Origin of the sequence: Microbulbifer sp. HZ11, assembly GCF_000708675.1 — a bacterium.
Taxonomy (GTDB): Bacteria; Pseudomonadota; Gammaproteobacteria; order Pseudomonadales; family Cellvibrionaceae; genus Microbulbifer.
On sequence record NZ_JELR01000002.1, the window covers coordinates 414,995 to 432,628 of the forward strand.

At 57.7% G+C, this 17,634-nt stretch carries 17 protein-coding genes and 1 riboswitch; all 17 genes read right to left on the bottom strand.

Annotated elements, in window-relative coordinates:
• Positions 1–576, bottom strand: a complete 576-nt coding sequence (locus AU11_RS09520) for a biopolymer transporter ExbD (RefSeq protein ID WP_231491805.1) — start codon at positions 574–576, stop codon at positions 1–3.
• On the bottom strand, positions 573–1,166 hold the full coding sequence (locus tag AU11_RS09525) for a biopolymer transporter ExbD (RefSeq protein ID WP_043318983.1): 594 nt from the start codon (positions 1,164–1,166) through the stop codon (positions 573–575). Before AU11_RS09525 ends, AU11_RS09520 begins: the two co-directional genes overlap by 4 nt.
• Positions 1,166–1,951: a MotA/TolQ/ExbB proton channel family protein gene (locus AU11_RS09530; protein ID WP_043318986.1), complete on the bottom strand. Its 786-nt coding sequence runs from the start codon at positions 1,949–1,951 to the stop codon at positions 1,166–1,168. The genes AU11_RS09525 and AU11_RS09530 overlap by 1 nt, the downstream gene beginning before the upstream one ends.
• A 102-nt stretch (positions 1,952–2,053) precedes the next feature.
• Positions 2,054–2,353, bottom strand: coding sequence for a hypothetical protein (locus AU11_RS09535; RefSeq protein WP_043318988.1), 300 nt, complete (start codon positions 2,351–2,353; stop codon positions 2,054–2,056).
• A complete protein-coding gene (locus tag AU11_RS09540; RefSeq protein WP_051687138.1) occupies positions 2,353–2,949 on the bottom strand; it encodes a tetratricopeptide repeat protein in 597 nt (198 codons plus the stop codon). Before AU11_RS09540 ends, AU11_RS09535 begins: the two co-directional genes overlap by 1 nt.
• Positions 2,949–6,206 (bottom strand): tetratricopeptide repeat protein, encoded by a 3,258-nt coding sequence (locus AU11_RS09545; protein ID WP_043318990.1) that lies wholly within the window; start codon positions 6,204–6,206, stop codon positions 2,949–2,951. Before AU11_RS09545 ends, AU11_RS09540 begins: the two co-directional genes overlap by 1 nt.
• Positions 6,199–8,253, bottom strand: coding sequence for a lipopolysaccharide assembly protein LapB (locus AU11_RS09550; RefSeq protein ID WP_043318991.1), 2,055 nt, complete (start codon positions 8,251–8,253; stop codon positions 6,199–6,201). The genes AU11_RS09545 and AU11_RS09550 overlap by 8 nt, the downstream gene beginning before the upstream one ends.
• Before the next feature lie 2 nt (positions 8,254–8,255).
• Positions 8,256–8,765 carry a hypothetical protein gene (locus AU11_RS09555; protein WP_043318992.1) on the bottom strand — a complete coding sequence of 170 codons (510 nt, stop codon included), beginning with the start codon at positions 8,763–8,765 and terminating at the stop codon, positions 8,256–8,258.
• Between the two features lie 415 nt (positions 8,766–9,180).
• Positions 9,181–9,660 (bottom strand): molybdenum cofactor biosynthesis protein MoaE, encoded by a 480-nt coding sequence (locus AU11_RS09560; protein WP_043318993.1) that lies wholly within the window; start codon positions 9,658–9,660, stop codon positions 9,181–9,183.
• Between the two features lie 2 nt (positions 9,661–9,662).
• Complete coding sequence (gene moaD, locus AU11_RS09565) at positions 9,663–9,911, bottom strand: molybdopterin converting factor subunit 1 (protein WP_043318994.1); 249 nt, start codon at positions 9,909–9,911, stop codon at positions 9,663–9,665.
• Positions 9,908–10,402, bottom strand: a complete 495-nt coding sequence (gene moaC, locus AU11_RS09570; RefSeq protein ID WP_043318995.1) for a cyclic pyranopterin monophosphate synthase MoaC — start codon at positions 10,400–10,402, stop codon at positions 9,908–9,910. The genes moaD and moaC overlap by 4 nt, the downstream gene beginning before the upstream one ends.
• Before the next feature lie 30 nt (positions 10,403–10,432).
• Complete coding sequence (gene moaB, locus AU11_RS09575; RefSeq protein WP_043318997.1) at positions 10,433–10,948, bottom strand: molybdenum cofactor biosynthesis protein B; 516 nt, start codon at positions 10,946–10,948, stop codon at positions 10,433–10,435.
• Between the two features lie 197 nt (positions 10,949–11,145).
• Complete coding sequence (gene moaA, locus AU11_RS09580) at positions 11,146–12,129, bottom strand: GTP 3',8-cyclase MoaA (RefSeq protein WP_043318998.1); 984 nt, start codon at positions 12,127–12,129, stop codon at positions 11,146–11,148.
• Positions 12,114–12,252: riboswitch (molybdenum cofactor riboswitch) on the bottom strand. (Overlaps the previous gene by 16 nt.)
• Before the next feature lie 43 nt (positions 12,253–12,295).
• Positions 12,296–13,771, bottom strand: coding sequence for a pyruvate kinase (gene pyk / locus AU11_RS09585; protein ID WP_043319000.1), 1,476 nt, complete (start codon positions 13,769–13,771; stop codon positions 12,296–12,298).
• A gap of 99 nt (positions 13,772–13,870) precedes the next feature.
• Positions 13,871–15,181, bottom strand: a complete 1,311-nt coding sequence (locus tag AU11_RS09590; protein WP_043319002.1) for a glycerate kinase — start codon at positions 15,179–15,181, stop codon at positions 13,871–13,873.
• A gap of 229 nt (positions 15,182–15,410) precedes the next feature.
• The gene (locus AU11_RS09595) at positions 15,411–16,721 is read right to left on the bottom strand and encodes an NCS2 family permease (RefSeq protein WP_043319004.1); all 1,311 of its coding nucleotides are present in this window, start codon (positions 16,719–16,721) and stop codon (positions 15,411–15,413) included.
• Between the two features lie 147 nt (positions 16,722–16,868).
• Complete coding sequence (locus AU11_RS09600) at positions 16,869–17,612, bottom strand: TetR/AcrR family transcriptional regulator (protein ID WP_051687139.1); 744 nt, start codon at positions 17,610–17,612, stop codon at positions 16,869–16,871.
• Positions 17,613–17,634 lie beyond the last annotated feature (22 nt).

Here is a 17,634-nt window from a genome sequence, read left to right on the forward strand (position 1 = left end):
CTAACTCTGAGATGCTTTTTGAATGACCGCCAGGGAAATTCGCGTGTATCCGGCGTTGGTACAGCTGGACATGACTTTTTTCAGAATGCTGAACGGCACAGTGCGGTCCGCCAGGATATTCACTTCCGGCGGCTCGGCCAGCAGTTCCGCGGCTTCGGCGGTAACGTCCTCACCGGCGGCGGCGCGCTCGGCCAGCGCGGCTTTTGCCTCTTCCAGTTCACTGTCAGCCATGGTCATGGCTTTACCCACTTCGGCAATCATTGCCTGCTGAATCGCTTCAATGACCAGCTGTTCGCTCTGGAACAATTCCTCCGTAGTCATCACCGGCTTGGCCTCAATCAAAACCTCGTCGTGGGTCACCATCAGAGTGACGGTCTCCCGCGGCTTCGACTCCACCACCGAGTCCGGGAGGGTGATTACCTTGGGAGCCTCGATGGCCTCATTGCTGGAACTGTTGGTCAACAGAAAGAACACCAGGATCGTAAACACGTCCATCAGCGAGGTCAGGTTCATCCCCGGTGTTTTGCGCTTATGGCTTCGAGCCATGCGCTTCATGCGTCTACTTTCACGTTTCACGGCGCATCTCCCAGGGAAATATCGGGGAAGAGTTCCATTTTTTCAGGTGTTGCCTCAGGGTCAGGTATGCTGCCATCTTCCGGCACGGGCATAACCTCGGCACTGCGCACAGTATCCATGACCCCCACCAGGTGCTCGTAGGCCACATCGGGTTCCATCAGCAATGTGGAATCCGTTTTCTCCGGATAGGTCTCTTTGATACGTATCAGGTACTCGCGCAGTTGCGCGAGGTCGTATACCTCATCCGTTGGAGGAATAATGGGAAGACCATTCTCATCCACTGGAACCTGCACCTCACCTTCAGCCTGCGTGGTCTCACCTTCCTGCTGGTTCAGATTCGGGAAACGCGCAATGACCTTTTCGCCATCACTGATTTCCAACACTTCTTTTCGAACCACCACTTCGAGGGTTACACCGGGATCCTCGGACGCGCCGCCGGCCCCGGTTGGCATATTCAGCTCAAGAATGGTCACTCGGGAAAACACCGCAGAAACCAGCAGGAAGGGTACCAGCACCACCATCAAGTTCAGGAAGGCGGTGATGTCCAGTTCCGGCGCTTCTTTGGCTCTACTGTGACGCCTGCTTCTCATTACGCAGATTCCGGTTTGGCACTGTTGTCGGAAGTTGTGTCGACTTCGGTTTCAGCTTCAGCCTCCTCGGCCTGTTGCGCCTGCTTTGTCTGCTCGATATCACGGTTTACCGGCTTGTCCGCGGCAACGTCTTTCGCGGCTTCGCTGCGACGGCGAGTGCCGGAAGACATGATGTTGAGCGCCTTGACGGACACCATTTCAAGGCTGTCGACGATTTGGCCTGTGAGCGAGTTCAGCAGTGCGTGCACGATCAGTAGTGCAATACCGACCATCAGACCAAAGGCGGTAGTGTTCATCGCAACAGAAATACTGGCGGACAGAAGGTCGGCCTTCTCTGCCGGGTTGGCATTGGCCACCGCGGTAAAGGCTTCGATCAGACCCATAATCGTGCCGAGCAGCCCCAGCAGGGTGGCGATGTTGGAACCGAGGGCAACATAGGGAGTACGCTTCTCCAACTGCGGGATAGTCTCCATGATGCTCTCTTCCATGGCGATCTCGATATCCTCACGGCGGCGCACTGCGCCCTGACGCTCGAGGCCCATGGCAAGCAGACGACCAACACCGGTGTTATCGTCCTTGACCAGGTTGCGGGCGCGGTCAAAGTCTCCGGTTTTGAGTACAGGTTGGAGCTTTTCCCAGGCGGCACGATTGGTATGACGCTCGTACATAAGGCGAATATAGCGCTCGATGGCTACCGCGGCGCCGAGCGCGAATACCACCAGAATGGGGTACATGAATGCACCACCAGTCTGAAAAAACGCGATTACGCTGTTAAAGAAATCCATCACTTATCCTCTTGGTTTTCTTTCTCGGGTCCGCGGTTACATCCGCTTTGCCTTCAGGTTTTTACTTCGTGTGTGTCTTCGAGTGCTGCGTTGCGGCAGTACTCATTCCTCTGGGAGGCTCAGTTCGTAGAACTCGAGCTCCCGCGAGAAAACTTCTTTATCCAGTGGTTGCAGACGGGGATCCAGAAGACTGGAATTCAGCCCACTCTCTACACCGACTTCGGAGCTTTTCCAGGGAACGATATACAGAGACTTGGGCGCCTCTTCGTTACCAATAATCGAAATACCGGAAAGCTCTTTCACTTCGGTATCCACTTTTTTCTCACCCTCTTCCTGCGCCTGTACACTCAGGGCTCCGAGCAACAGCCAAGCCATCACCAGGGTTTTCTGTATGGAATCCATCAGTTGGCTCTCCGCTTGAGATCAGTCACCCAAATCGCGACCCTGGAATCTTCCGGCTCATATTTCAGGTACTGCTCGAATTGTGCGAGTGCACAATTCACATCCTGAAGATAGAGGTCGCACAGTATGCCGAGATTCTTGATCAGTGGCAGGTTGTCCGGGTGCGCCTGCAGCGCAGCACTGTAAGTTTTTTTCGCCTCATCAAAGCGTCCCTGGTGTCGATAAAGCACGCCCAGCTCACTGCTGGCGACGGGGTCCAGCGGTGCTACACGCAAGGCCTCGAGAAAAGATTCCTCCGCATGCTTTTCGTCACCGGTTTTGAAGTATGCAATGCCCAGGTTGACGTAAGGGGCCGACAGGCGCTGTTCGCGTTCGACAACCGACTGCAACAGTTCGATGGCCTCAGGGTAGCGTTCGCCCTGCAGAAGCTCCACGGCCTGGGTAAAGTCCCGATTGACACCGCCGGAGACTTTTACATTCATCGGGTCCACCGGCCGACTGGAGGTTTGTGGACCACTGGCACAGGCACCGAGTAGCAGCATGGCACCACACAGCGCAGCTCCTACAACCCGGCGCATATTGCAGACAGTTTCCATCAGCCCTGCCCCTCTTCTTCAGTGTCATTTTCGGCGACTACGGTAGACTCGGAATCCTCCTGCGGGGCAGGTTCCGCAGGATCACCCACTTCCTCGCCCGCATTTTCAGCAGGTTCTTCTGGGGCCTCAGGCACCGGAACAATGGTCATCACGATATTGCCGGCATCTTCCGGGCGCTCATAGCGCGCGGGCACCAGGCCGGCGAGCTGACCAATACTTTTCGCTACCCACTGGTTGTAGATACCGGCAGCCATCAGGTCGATATTCTTTTCGTGAACAGAAATGGCGCGCTCTTCGAACGGATAGATCTGCTCCTCCAGAGCCAGTTCGTATTCTTCCAACTCCAGCGCACTGAGATTGGTCGGGCGCTCAGAGTCTTTCAGGGCGCGACTGAAGTGCAGATAGATTTCACCCAGATAATAGGTGGCTGCCGCCGTCACGTCCGCCACCTGGTAGTCGATCAGATCGCTGAAAGCCGCGGTGGCCGCCTTCATGCGGGTACGTTTGGTATTGAGGTTGCGCTCCAGCGGGGCCACGAGGGCGACCTCCGCAAAGGCAGCAAACTTCGGCTCCGCCAGTTTTAGCGCCGCATTACCACCCAGATAACGCGTGCGATCATTTCGCTCGTTACCGCCACGCAATTCGATGCGAACGATATCGTCGAGAGTATTGAAGTAGGCTTTCTGGTTCCCGACATTGAGATAGATATCAGCAATTTTCTGGCGGGTTTCCAGTGCCGGCTCCATGGGATTGGGGAACAGCTTGACATAGCGATTAAGCGCCGCAAGTGCCTTGTCATAGCTCTTGGCCGCACTGTAAAGATCCGCCGCCTGAGTCAGGGCCTCGCGGCGCACATCGTCATCGTCGGATTCGCGCTCGATCCGCTCAAACTCCGCTGCCGCCAACAGTAACTGTCCACTTTCCTGATAAACCACCGCCAGCTTCTTGGTCACCTCCTTCTGCAACTCATGCTCCGGGTGATTGCTGCGGAAGGCCTTCAGCACATCCGCAGCGCGGGCCCAGTTTTCGAGCTGAATCAGAGAGGCCGCAGCGTCATATTCTGCGGTTGCGAGAATGGTCGCCCCGGGAGCTGCATTGCGAATACGTAAAAAGTGCTCGGCCGCCGCCAGGTGGTCTTCAGCCTTGCGGGCCTGATCGCCCTGCTGATAAATGGCCCCGGCCAGGTTATCCACCAGTGCCGGACGATCTTTGGCATCACTCGCGGTGAGATTCAGCGCTGCGCGATAACCGGCCTCAGCATCTACGTAAAGCTCGGTATCAAAAGAAGCGTGAGCCACCAACAACCAGGCAGAGCGCTGGATCTGCTGGTCCGCAGCAGGGAATTTCTCCAGCAACAGGCGACCATTCTGAATGGCTTCCGGGAAGCTCTTCAGTTTGTACAGGTCGTCCACCGCGCCCAACAAGATCTGAGGCGCCTTCCCGTGTTGTGGGAATGTCTCGGCGAAGGTAAGGGACGACCTGATGATTTCCCTCTGAATCGCAACTTTATCAGCGTTACTGCCCTTGGCGAGATCTTTTGCCAGATGCTCGCGGTAGGCGAAGACGGCGGCATAGCCGGCCTCACTGGTATTCTCATTCGCTGGGTGATTCGGGTAGTGGTAGGCGGTGCGCTCATACTCCCGTGCGGCGTTCAGGAAATCTTTATTTTCCAGCATCAGGCCAGCAAGCTGATAGTTGATTTCCGGCGCCTTGGGCTTGTCCGCAAAAGACGACAGGTAGCGACGATACCAGTGAATCGCCTCCACATAGTTTTCGCCGCGCTTCTTCGCGAACTCTTTGTCCTTCGGCTTAACATTCTGGTATGCCGCGTGGTAGTGGCTCGCCAGATCAATCAGGTTCGTCTGCAGAAATTCCACCACGGTGGCGTATTCCGCAATCTCGAACACGGTCCAGTATTCGGCATCCAGCGCATAGGTATTGGCGAATGCTTTCTTGGCTTCCAGCACCAGCCTGGGGAACCCACCCTTTTGATAGATCTCGATTACCCGAATGGAGAAATCCGGAGCCACTTTGTGCAGCGGGTTGCGCTCCACAAAGGTATCGTAAGACTTGGCCGCATCCTGATAACGCCGCTTATCCAGATAGTATTCACCCAGGTGGCTGTAGACGTAGGACTCGTAACCACGGGGACCTTTATTGGTGAAGTAATCCACAATGGAGTCGGCACCACCGAGATAGGAGAAACTCAGGCTGACGACACGAAAGGTGTCCTCGATGTGCTTGCGCTCTGTCTCGTTGGTCTGCTGCTCAAAGTCGTAACCCTGCTCAACCTTGTAATCCAGCATGCGGACAAAATCGTCCAGCGCCATTTCGTACATATCCTGCTTGAACAGCGCCCAGCCCCGCTTGTACAGGGCCAGCTCGTAAAAGCTGGAGACTTCACCCATGGTGATCACACGACCATAGGATTCTTCCGCGTCGAGGAATTTCTTGCGGGTGAAGTAGTATTCACCCAGACGGAAATAGGCTTCGTCCAGGTGGCGGGAGGCCGGATACTTGGTGACCAGCTGGCGCAGTACAGCCACGGCCTCATCCACCTCGCCGGTCTCTTCATAGGCGCGGGAAAGCTGGTACATAACCTGGTCGTTGCGCTCATACTGCGGGTACTGCACCAACAGCTTTCTGTAGAGTGCGATAGCCTCGCGGGCATTGGCGGCAAGCAGTGCATCCGGGTCGTCACCGGGTACGGAAATCTCTGCCTCGCTGGATACGCCACTGAGATCCACAGCACCACTGGCGCGCGCCTCGAAGTCGCTCTGGCTTTCGCCATTGCTGCCGGCGACACTGCCAAGTGCAACATCGGTCGCACCAGTACCAGTTTGAACCCCTGCCACTTGCGGCGCATCCAGCGCACCCATTGCCGCGGCAGTCTTTTTACTCGCACTCAGGTTAGCCGAAGCGATCTCTTCTGCCGACAGAATTCGGGTTTCGGTACTGCTTGGCAGAATCCCCTCTTCCGCGCGGTGCGCCTGCTTGATTTTCAGATCCGCAATACGACGGATCGCTTCTGGCGTCAGTGCAGTTTCCGGGGTTTCCTGCAAGTATTTCTGGTAGCTCGCCAGTGCCTTTTCCAGGCTGCCCTCGATATGGGTTTCCTGAATTTCAATATCCACGCGCTGCAGGCTACCGATGGTCTTGCCACTGTGGCTGGCACAGGCGCTGAGCAACAACGCCGCAGAGGCCGCAGTTGCCAGACCCAGATGACTGAAAACGGCCGAGAAACGCGTTTTATTCATTATCCGCGCCCTCCCCGTTTGACGCCGGCGCTTCCAGCTCGGGCGGATTATCTGTAGGCAGCGACTCCTCCTGGGGTTGTGGAGCAGCCTGCTTCATCTGCTCCACCTGCCGCTGATACTCTTCAACCTTGCGCGCATCCGCACGGCGCTCCTGCAACTCATTGGCCCGATCGTAACTATCGGCCAGCGCGAAGCGGGCTTTAATCTGGTAACTCTCGAGCTGCGCGCGACGCTCTTCCAGCTCACTGATAGCCAACTGCTCCAGCATGCGCCCCTGGCGCGACATCAACTGATCGATGCGCTCCTGAGCGCGGTTCAGGCCGGCGCGCAGACTGACGATCTGATCCGTATAACCTTCGTAACTGTGGGTAGCGGCCTGGCGGGTACGCACATAGCGCTGGTAGCTTTCCTGCAGGGTAGCGATAACCTCATCAAGCTCCTGCAGATTTTTGTAAGCCTCGGTAAGGCGATCATCGAACTCGCGAGACAGACGAAACTTCAGCACACCTTCAAGGCGCGCAATCCGATCTTCGGTCTCTTCACTCTGCAGGCTGGGGTTGTATTCGAGAATATCGCGAATCTGTTGCAGAATCAGACGGGATTCGGTTTCGTCGCTTTTCGCGAGAAGCTCGGGGCGGCGGTTTACCAGCAGGTTTTCGATACGCATGGCGAGGCGCTGACGCTGTTCCAGCCGCATCTTGATACGCGCATCAATCTGCCGGAACTGTACATCCAGCCCCGGAAGGATGGGTTCGTAATAACTGCGGCGCAGGGCGATGATTTCATCAAAGGCATCAAGGCTTTGCAGCCAGTCTTTATTGCGCTCGAGCAGATCATTCAGGTCCTGATAATTACGCAGAAATTCCTGATAATCGTTGGACGCCATCAGATCGAGCAGGTAATGAGTTTCTGGTGCATCCGGAAGTTTTCGCAGCTCTACCACCCAGTTCTTCACCTGGCTAGCCTCTTTGCGGCGCAGTGCTTCAAGCAGCTTGCCTTCCCGAATACTGTTGATGGACCGGGTGAGCACGTCCACCTGATTGCCAAACAGGTCCAGAGCCTGACCGTAGTTCACTGCCGCGGTACTGTGCACCTCAAGCTTGCCGTAAGCATAGGGCACGGCCAGCATGGCCTCCTGCACCGCCGCATCGGTGGATTTGCGCTGCGTCAACAACTGCCAGGGCACCAGTGCACGGTCGTATCGGCCTGCATTGGCCTCTACCCAGCCGGCCCCCAAAAGCGCCTGATTCGAAAAAGGCCCACTCAGCTGCACACGGTCAAAGTAGGTGCGCGCGCGCTGGTACTCTTCGGCCTCCATCAACTGAAAACCAAGCAGCAGGTTGGTCTTGTCCTGCAGCGCACCCATGGCCGCGCCACTGCCCGCATTGCGGCCGAGGCTGTCCAACTCCAGAACACCGCGCTCGGTCTCCCCAGCTTTCAGCAGAGCAATACCGAGGTTGTACTCGACGAACCCCGCCAGCGACTTTTCGCCTTTGAGTTCTTTTAACAGTGCGACCGCTTCCTCAAAACGGCCCAGCTGCATGTATACGCGCGCGCGCAGGAACTGCTCTTCGGCACGCACACGCTCCGGTACACGCCCCTCGATCAACTCGAGAGCATGCAGCGCGCTGGCGAACTGTTGTTTGTGATAGTGAATTTTTGCCAGCCGATAGGCCGCTTCGTTCTTGATGGGTTGGGGAACATCACCCCGCAGCACCTGCTCCATGGCACGACCGGCTTCCCGGTGCATGCGATAGGACAGCTCCAGGTCCCCTACGGCAAATTCCGCCTGACCGAAATGCACGGAGAACGGGTCCAGCTCGGGGTCATCCAGAAGGCGAAACTGTTGCAGCTCGGTATCCAGCCCGGTGATCGCGTCGAAATAGTTATCCTGGTGCGCATTGAATAACGCTTCGCCAAAAAACAGGTCGCGAAGGTTATCGGTATACAGCGCGGTAGGATCTTCGGGCACTTTGGCCTGCACAGGCACGGCGCACAGCACAGTCAGCGCTGCGCCAGCAACCGCGCGGGCCAGACGGGAATTCATGCTTACCAGTCCTTGAAGTTGATGGCGGACTGGTTGCCGGCGATCTGGATCTCAACAAATTTGGGACCCACCGCTTTTTCCACACTGTAGCTGGCGGTTGCACGATATTCTTTGCCGGACTTGGACTTTCCGAAATAAGTGACTTCCAGGGGGTGGGTACCGGTCTGCACATTGGCAGTATGGATACGCTGTACACCACCCAGCTGCAGCGCTTCGATTTCGCGGTAAGTGTACAGATGGTGTGCGACCACCTGATTGTTGAGCTTCACCTCGACAGACTCGAGGCTGAATTCGGCACTATCAGGTAATGAGACAAACAGCGCCACCTGGGTATTGGAGGGGAACAACAGCTTCTCTTCCAGGCGATTAAGCTCGGATGTAAGACTGATCACATCCTTCTTCACATCCTGGATCTGCTCATCCAGGCCACGGATTTCTTCGCGGCTGACTTCCTGCGCATTGGTCATCACCGTAAGCATCAGCATAACGGTTGCCAACAGAATTCTGCACATATCCCTTTTACCTCGAAACTAACCCTGGAGAGGCTACCCTGGAAGCCTGCCCTGATATCCGGGCTCTTTTTTATTGGTCGTAATCACTCGACCGATTTTTGTCCGACTAACGTCGAATACGAGTACTTAGCGGGGCGATTGTATTGCAACCGGCGGGGGGGGATATGTGAGGCGCTTCAAAACTCGCGCAGAGAGTTAGAGAAGAATTTTTTCTTAAAATTCAAAGGACAAGAGAAAAAAGCTCGATTATGTGACAGGTTTCACGAGTACTGACAAAGGTGTTCACGTGCACCACATCACACTTTTCGCGGAATCAACGGAACCAGATCAAACTTTAAGCAGAATAAAAAATACCCTCTGAGAAGTTGCAAGGGGTACACCGCAAGCAAGTACTCACTAAACAGCTATTGGGACATCACCACTTTTTTAATGCATCGGCATCGCTGGACCGGGCCTCAACCCAGCTCCCCTCTTCCGCGCCCGTTGCGATCTCTTTTTTCCAGAAGGGCGCGCGGCTTTTCAGAAAGTCCATGATAAAGGCACAGGCATCCAGTGCGGCCTGACGGTGAGCGGAAGTAGTGCCCACAAACACGATTTCTTCACCGGCAGCCAATGGGCCATAGCGGTGGATGATACGCACCCGCCCCAGCGGCCATCGTGCCGCAGCCTGCCGGGCGATGTCGGTAAGTGCTGACTCCGCCATACCGGGATAATGCTCCAGCTCGAGCACGGCTACCGACTGGTGATCGCCGGTAGCACCTGGTGAGAAGTCTCTGACATTACCCACAAACATGGCCGTAGCGCCGTCCGCGGAATTTTCGCTGCGTAATAACTGGTACTCTGCACCCGGATCGAAACCTTCCGCCTGCACGGAGATAGAGATTTCCAATGGCATTTTCAGCCTCCGGTGACCGGTGGGAAAAAGGCAACTTCATCGCCGTCTCTGATAATAGCGTCCATGCTCGACAACTGCTGATTGAGGGCAACCTGCAGTTGATCGTTGCCGAGGGCGCTCTGCCAGACAGCCCCCTGCTCCGCCAGCCTATTGCGCAACTGGGTGATATCGGTAAGCCCGGTTGCATCCACTTCCACCGCCTCGCGCTCCAGCTGTTCCCGCAGGCTGGCGAAAAACAAAACCTTGATCACGATTTCTCCCCCTGGTTCTGTTCAGGTGTCCAGTGGCCGCGCTTGCCGCCAACTTTTTCCTGCAACCGTGTCGGGCCGATCACCATGGCGGGATCGACGGCTTTGCACATGTCATAGATGGTAAGGGCGGCCACGCTGGCGGCGGTGAGCGCTTCCATTTCCACGCCAGTGCGACCGGCGAGCCGGCAGTAGGTTTCAATATTGACGGTGTGGCTGGCCTCATCCAGGGTGAAGTCCACCTGCACCTTGGTAAGCGCCAGTGGGTGGCACAGGGGAATCAGGTCGGCGGTTTTCTTAGCAGCCTGGATGCCGGCAATACGTGCGGTGGCAAGCACATCGCCTTTCTTGTTGTTGCCGGCTTTCAACTGTTCGAAGGCTTCGGCAGACATGGCGACGGCGGATTCGGCGCGGGCGGAGCGGTCGGTGATGTCTTTGTCGGTGACATCGACCATGCTGGCTTCGCCCTGTTGGTTCAGGTGTGTGAGGGTCATGGTGTTCTTACTTGGGCAGCATTGAGCGAATTATTTAGTTAGATAGCCTACGAAATTGCAGGGCATGTGGGTTGCAGTTAATTGTTCGCGCAGCAGTTTGGTCCAGCCGGTTTTGCAGGCGCCGGTGGAGCCTGGGAGGCAGGCGACCAATGTGCGGTTGGCGATGCCGGCGAGGGCGCGGGACTGGATGGTGGAGGAGCCGATTTCCTCATAGCTGATGGAGCGGAACATTTCGCCGAAGCCGTCGATGTGTTTGTCGAGCAGGGGGGCGAGGGCTTCGGGGGTGGAGTCGCGGCCGGCGAAACCGGTGCCGCCGGTGGAGATGATGACCTGGATTTCCGGATCGGCGATCCATTGGCTGACTTTGGCGCGCAGGAGATATTTGTCGTCGATGACGATGGCTTTGTCGGCGAGGTTGTGGCCGTCTGCTTTCAGGGCTTCTACGAGGTAGTTGCCGGAGGTGTCGTTTTCTTCGGTTCTTGTGTCTGAGACGGTGAGGATGGCGATATTGAGTTTTTGATCTGGGTTTGTTGGGGCGTGGCTCATTGGCTTTTTGTGCTCCGTAGCTTTTTTGCTCTGACTAAAGTTCTGAGGCGAGCGGTCATCGGGTGAAAGGTTTCAGGACCGCTGTAGACCCATCCCTGGGCGCTGCGGCGCAAACATCCTGTTTGCGACGCTCCTGAAACCTTTCACCCGACGCCCGCTCTTCAATTCTGATTTATGTACTTCGTAAGCCTAAAAGCTCAACCACCGATGATCGAAAGGTTCTGAGTTCCGCCGGTATTCCCTTGCTGCAGATAGTGACTGACTTCTTTATTGCCAATCAGTGCCCGCACTTTTTCGGCCAGTGCGTCGGCGTCGCCTGTACGGATGGTTTCGCGCAGGTCGAGGCCTGCATCGCTGAACAGACACAGGTGCAGTTTCCCCTGGGCGGAGATGCGCAGGCGGTTGCAGCTGTTGCAGAAGTCTTTGCTATAGGGGGTGATGAGGCCGATGCGGCCTGCATAGTCAGGGTGGACGTATTCGCGGGCGGGGCCGGCGTCTAGGGCTCTGGGGAGAAGCTGCCAGCCGCTTTCTATCAGTTGTTGCTCGATGTCGCTGCCGCGCACATGGTTGCTGGCGAAGTAGTCGCGGTTGTCGCCGGTCTGCATGAGTTCGATAAAGCGCAGGGTGACGGGGGTGGTTTTTAGCCAGTCGAGGAATTGATGCAGTCGGGCTTGAGCACCATCGGAGAGCAGGACGGCGTTGACCTTGGTCTGGATGCCCAATTCCAGTGCGCGGTCGATGCCGGTACGGATTTTGGGCAGGCAGTCGTGGCCGGTAATGTGGGCGAATTCCGCATTATCGAGGCTGTCGATGCTGATATTGAGCTGGTGGAGGCCGCTGCGGTGCCAGGTGTCGATGACACTGGGGAGCCTGTAGCCGTTACTGGTGACGGCGACGCGCTGGATGCCGGGGGTAGCACTGGCAGCCTGGATAAGCTCCGGCAGGTCTTTGCGCAGGGACGGCTCGCCGCCGCTCAGGCGCACTTTCCTTGTGCCTAACATGGCAAAGGCACGCATAACGGTACCGGCTTCCGCGACACTGAGGTCGGGGGCCTTTCGGGTGGCCTGATAGCCGTCGGGCAGACAGTAGTCACAACGGAAGTTGCAGACGTCTGTTACGGACAGGCGCAAGTAATAGAAGCGACGGCCGTGACCGTCCTCCAGGGTTTCGTTCTGTTTCATCACCTTTCCAAATGCGGGAGGCCGTTCGGTTTCCCTCGCGACCCTGGCGGGCTGGCATTGCCGCCCGCGGCCTGAACCCCGTATCGGTGACTTAGGGGAGCAGGCTCGGTGTTTTCGTTCACTTCATGATATGCAATTTAGCGGCCAGGCGCTGCAATTACCGAGACTAGTCGACCTCCAGTATCTTCAGGGTATTGGTGCCACCGTGGGACTGCATGAGATCCCCGCGAATCAGTATGACCTGGTCGCCCGGCTTTACGATTTCTCTGGCTTTGAGTGTATCCAGGGCCCGCTGGTTCAATTCCCGATCCCCTTCCTTCTCTCCCGGCACAAACAGCACCGAGATGACGCCACGATACAGTGCCATACGGCGCTGGGCCACTGGGTCGTGGGCGAGACCGACGATGGGCAGGCCGGAGCGGATGCGCGAGGCGATCAACGGGGTATAGCCGGTCTGGGTCATACAGGCGATGGCGGTTACGCCGGCCAGATGGTTGGCGGCATACATGGCAGACAGGGAGATGGTTTCGTCGATGCGATTGAAGTCCTGGTGCATACGGTGCCCGGACTCTTGCGCCGAGCGCTCCCGTTCCGCGCCGAGGCACAGGCGGGTCATGGCCTCTACCGCCTCCACCGGGTAGTCGCCGGCGGCAGTTTCCGCAGACAGCATGACCGCGTCGGTCCCGTCGAGCACCGCATTCGCCACGTCGAACACTTCTGCGCGGGTGGGTAGCGGTGCGGTAATCATGGTTTCCAGCATCTGGGTGGCGGTGATCACCGCGCGATTCAGCTGACGGGCGCGTAGAATCATGCGTTTCTGCACGCCGATCAGCGCGGCATCGCCAATCTCCACCCCCAGATCGCCCCGGGCCACCATTACCGCTTCCGAGGCGCGAATGATATCGTCGAGGGTTTCCTCATCCGCCACGGCTTCCGCCCGTTCCACCTTGGCCACCAGGCCGATATGTTTACCCGCCTCACCGAGTAACGCGCGCGCTTCCTGCATATCTGCGGCAGTGCGCGGGAAGGAAACAGCGAGATAATCCACACCGATATCGATGGCGGTTTTCAGGTCGGCCTTGTCTTTGTCGGTCAGGGCCGCAGCGGAGAGGCCGCCCCCCTGTTTGTTGATGCCTTTGTTATTGGACAGTTTGCCCCCTACCACCACGGTGGTGTGTACCTCGCGGTCACTGACACGATTGACCTCCAGCACCACACGGCCGTCATCCAGCAGCAGCACATCCCCGGCAGAGACATCCCGAATCAGATCCTTGTAGTCACATCCCACCCGCTTTTCGTCGCCCTCGTTGGCGTCCAGGGCCATATCCAGTACAAACAGCTGCCCCTCCTGCAGATTGATGGCGTTATCGCGAAAGCGCGCGATACGGATTTTCGGGCCCTGTAGATCGCCGAGCGCGGCGACGGTTTTGCCGAGACGATCGGCGATTTCCCGCACCTGCTGCAGTCGGCGACGGTGGTCGTCGGCGGTGCCGTGGGAAAAATTCAGTCGCACTACGTCCACACCGGCCTTGAGCATTTTCTCTAGCACGCCGGGCTTGTCACTGGCCGGGCCCAGGGTGGCGACAATCTTGGTGCGGCGGACGGGGTTGGCGGTGCGCTGGTTGGCGGGTTTCTGGCTCATCAGGACCTCTTACATTTATCGCTACTTATCAAAGCACCGGACGGTGCCGCTACCGGGTGGACCATCACCTTATCGGCAACTTTCATAGCATCGCCCCAGTTATTTCGTTGGCGGCAAAATCAGGATCGCGCGGAAATCATTGACGTTGGTGCGCGTGGGGCCGGTGACAATCAAATTTTCCAGCTCGGCAAAAAAGCTGTAAGCATCGTTGTTGGCCAGGTAAACAGTGGGGTCCAACCCCTGCCGCTGCATACGCGCCCAGTCACCGGGAGCAAAAAAAGCACCGGCGTTGTCCTCGGAACCGTCTATACCATCGGTGTCCACCGCCAGGCCATAGATACCCTCGGCACCGGCGAGGCTGGCAAACAACCCTAACAGATATTCCACGTTGCGCCCGCCGCGGCCATTGCCGATGACCGTGACACTGGTTTCACCGCCAGAGAGAATCAGCAGCGGCACGGTGCTGTCAGCTTGCGCGGCCAGAGCCAATTGGCCGTGCTCCTGGCCCAGTGTTCTCGCCTCTCCCTCGAGGTTGTCACCTAGCACACGCACCTCAACACCGGCGACAACCGCAGCACTGCGGGCTGCTTCCAGGGCATCGCTGGCCTTTGCAAGCAACACCGCGGTATCCCGCGCGAAAGTGGCATCGTCGGGTTTTGGTGCATTACCGTCGTTCTGCAGGTGCCTGCGCAGGCTGTCGTCGGTCTCGATATCGTAGCGCTGCAGAATTTCCAGGGCGTCTTTTGGCGTGGAGTTATCGGGCAGGGTGGGGCCGGAGGCAATCAGGGTGGGCTCATCTCCGGGAACATCGGAAATCAGATAGGTCACCACCGGTGCCGGATGCGCCGCGGCGGCAAGACGCCCACCTTTAATGGCAGACAGGTGGCGCCGCACGGTGTTGATTTCCCGGATAGGCGCCCCGCTGCGCAACAGCGCCCTGTTAACCGCCTGTTTCTGTTCGAGCTTGAGGCCCGCTGCCGGCAGTGTCATCAGCGCCGATCCCCCCCCAGAGATCAGCGCGATCACGAGATCGTCCTCACCGAGGTCGCTGACCGCAGCCAACATCCGCCTGGCTGCCACCTCTCCCATATTGTCGGGCATCGGGTGGGAGGCTTCGAGCACCTCAATGGATTGGCAGTGGGCTCCGTGCCCGTAACGGGTAACCACCAGCCCCTCGATTTCCGCACCCGGGTATTTACCGGACCAGGCCTTTTCCAGAGCCGCGGCCATAGCTGCGGCGGCCTTACCCGCCCCTATCACAACGGTGCGGCCCGAGGGTGGTTCCGGTAAATGAGCGGGAATCAAACTGTCAGGGTGCACCGAGGCAATAGCTAGATCCGATAGCGCACGCAGCCAGGTGGTAAAGTCTTGTGGACATTTTAGAGTCGATAACGGGGGGAGTCTGTTCATCGATGCGGGCCTCAAGCTTGTTATCTAATTATCGTTTCATCCATGGCCTACCCGGCAACTTGCAATCAACAGGGGCATTTATCCGATAACGCGCTCGCCGGACCCTCGTGGAGAGTGTAGTGCAAGGTGCACAATGACCGGTGAGGAGAATGCGGTACCGGCAGCGGGCAGCCAATTCCTCTTCACCGGCAATGATGCAAAAACGGTTCCGATACGTGCGCACGCCAAGTTACAGAAACGCGAACTTGGCGATAAAAATGGCGCTCAGCACATACAGACTGACCGAGATCTTCTCGTGCTGGCCGGTGAAAAGCTTCATCGCGGTGTAGGTCACAAAGCCCAGAGCGATTCCATTGGCGATGGAAAAGGTAAGCGGCATCATGACCGCGGTGACGATGGCGGGAATGCTATCGGAATGGTCATCCCAATTGATATGGGCGAGGCCGCCCATCATCAGCATGGCTACGTATATCAGCGCTCCGGCGGTGGCATAAGCGGGAATCATGCCTGCGAGGGGAGCAAAAAACACCGCCAGCAGAAACAGCAGCCCGACGGTTACCGCAGTAAGACCGGTGCGACCGCCCGCGGCAACCCCGGAAGCGCTCTCCACGTAACTGGTGACCGGCGGGCAACCGACAAAAGCGCCCATGACACTGGAGGTGGAATCCGCCTTCAGTGCGCGCGGCAGGTTTTTGATCTGCCCGTGTTCGTCCACCAGGTGCGCGCGATGGGCCACCCCCATCAGAGTGCCTGCGGTGTCGAACATGTTCACAAACAGAAAGGCGAGAATGACACTGATCATTCCCACATTGAAAGCACCACTGACATCCATCGCCAGCCAGGTCGGCGCCAGGCTCGGCGGTGCAGACACCAGTCCCTGGTATTCGACCAGTCCGAAGGCCCAGCCAATGGCTGTCACCCCCAGCATACTGAACAGGATCGCACCAAACATCCGGCGGTAACTGAGGATCGCTATCAGCAGAAAGCAGAGCGCGGCGAGCAGTACCGAGGGCTCCTTGAAGCTGCCCATTGACAGTAGTGTCGCCGGGTTATCCACAACGATTCCCGCGGTCTTGAGGCCAATCAGCCCCAGAAACAGACCTACGCCGGCCCCCATAGCGAAGCGCAGGCTCATGGGGATACTGTTGAGCAGCCACTCGCGGATTCGCGACAGGCTCATGATCATAAAGAGCACACCGGAAATAAATACCGCGCCCAGCGCAATCTGCCAGCTGTACCCCATCTCGCCGACCACGGTATAGGTAAAAAAGGCATTGAGCCCCATCCCCGGCGCCAGCCCCACCGGCCAGTTGGCGTAAAAACCCATCAGAAAACAGGCCAGGGCGGCGCCGATACAGGTCGCGACAAACGCAGCCCCGTGATCCACACCGGCCTCCGCCATGATATTGGGGTTCACGAATATCACGTAAGCCATGGTAACGAAGGTGGTGACACCCGCGACCAGCTCGGTCTTTACCGACGTCTTGTGCTCACGCAGCCTGAAAAGGCGGTCGAGAAAACCGTTGCTCTCTAAATTCACAGCGCTCTTTGCCGAGTGGTTCGGCCGGTTCTGGAAACGCCCCGGTGCCCGGCGTTTCAGTGAATGATGATGTCAGTATCGTTCGCTATTCCTCAGAGCAGGCTCTGTGCTCAACGGCGTCGCTGACCGACTGTCTGTTCCGGTCTGTCATTCCTGTTCTGGCTCCGGCTCCTGATTGAGCCCATCCTGGGGTACCGATTCAAACGGCGGTACGTCGAGACCGCAGCCTCGCAGTATCACCTCGATCAGGAACCTTGCCGCATGGTCAAAGTCTTCCTGGGTATACTCGGCCTTGGCCTCGATCACCAGAATCTGCGTCTGGAAGTCTGCATAGTATTGCGTGGAAGACCAGATCAGCAGGATCAACTGCACCGGGTCAACGGGCGCCATCTGCCCATCGTCGACCCATTGCTGAATCACCCCGGCGCGGTCGCGCACCCAGTCCCGCAGCCCCGAGCAGATATGCTCCTTAAGTATCGGCGCCCCTTTGATGACCTCCAGAGCAAACAGGCGCGACGCCTGTGGGTGGGTGCGGGACATTTCCACCTTGACGCGAATAAAACGCGCCAGTGTCATGGCGGGGTCATCTTCTGGTCTGATAGACGCGAGCATCGCATTCCAGCGCTCGATGATCGACTCGAACAGTGCGATATACAGACGCTGCTTGTTGCTGAAATAGTAGAGCACATTGGACTTGGGAAGCGCCGCACGCTCCGCGATCCGCTGGATCGTGGCGCCGCGAAAACCGTGGCGCGCAAACTCTTCCTCCGCTGCCGCCAGGATCAGCTCGCGGTTGCGCTCTCGAATCTTGCCAGCGCGCTTTGCAGGCGCGGGCGCGGGCTTAGCACCACCTGGAGTAACGCGGAAAGACGGGTCGGATGAGCGGGACATGGATCCACTGCGGGTTTTTTAC

Bases quoted from the DNA above. Each gene is read 5' to 3' on its own strand.
- AU11_RS09545 (WP_043318990.1), bottom strand. From the start codon at position 6,206: ATGAATAAAACGCGTTTCTCGGCCGTTTTCAGTCATCTGGGTCTGGCA.
- AU11_RS09560 (WP_043318993.1), bottom strand. From the start codon at position 9,660: ATGCCATTGGAAATCTCTATCTCCGTGCAGGCGGAAGGTTTCGATCCG.
- AU11_RS09540 (WP_051687138.1), bottom strand. From the start codon at position 2,949: ATGGAAACTGTCTGCAATATGCGCCGGGTTGTAGGAGCTGCGCTGTGT.
- moaA (WP_043318998.1), bottom strand. From the start codon at position 12,129: ATGAAACAGAACGAAACCCTGGAGGACGGTCACGGCCGTCGCTTCTAT.
- AU11_RS09535 (WP_043318988.1), bottom strand. From the start codon at position 2,353: ATGGATTCCATACAGAAAACCCTGGTGATGGCTTGGCTGTTGCTCGGA.
- AU11_RS09600 (WP_051687139.1), bottom strand. From the start codon at position 17,612: ATGTCCCGCTCATCCGACCCGTCTTTCCGCGTTACTCCAGGTGGTGCT.
- AU11_RS09550 (WP_043318991.1), bottom strand. From the start codon at position 8,253: ATGAATTCCCGTCTGGCCCGCGCGGTTGCTGGCGCAGCGCTGACTGTG.
- AU11_RS09530 (WP_043318986.1), bottom strand. From the start codon at position 1,951: ATGGATTTCTTTAACAGCGTAATCGCGTTTTTTCAGACTGGTGGTGCA.
- moaB (WP_043318997.1), bottom strand. From the start codon at position 10,948: ATGAGCCACGCCCCAACAAACCCAGATCAAAAACTCAATATCGCCATC.
- AU11_RS09555 (WP_043318992.1), bottom strand. From the start codon at position 8,765: ATGTGCAGAATTCTGTTGGCAACCGTTATGCTGATGCTTACGGTGATG.
- moaC (WP_043318995.1), bottom strand. From the start codon at position 10,402: ATGACCCTCACACACCTGAACCAACAGGGCGAAGCCAGCATGGTCGAT.
- pyk (WP_043319000.1), bottom strand. From the start codon at position 13,771: ATGAGCCAGAAACCCGCCAACCAGCGCACCGCCAACCCCGTCCGCCGC.
- AU11_RS09590 (WP_043319002.1), bottom strand. From the start codon at position 15,181: ATGAACAGACTCCCCCCGTTATCGACTCTAAAATGTCCACAAGACTTT.
- AU11_RS09525 (WP_043318983.1), bottom strand. From the start codon at position 1,166: ATGAGAAGCAGGCGTCACAGTAGAGCCAAAGAAGCGCCGGAACTGGAC.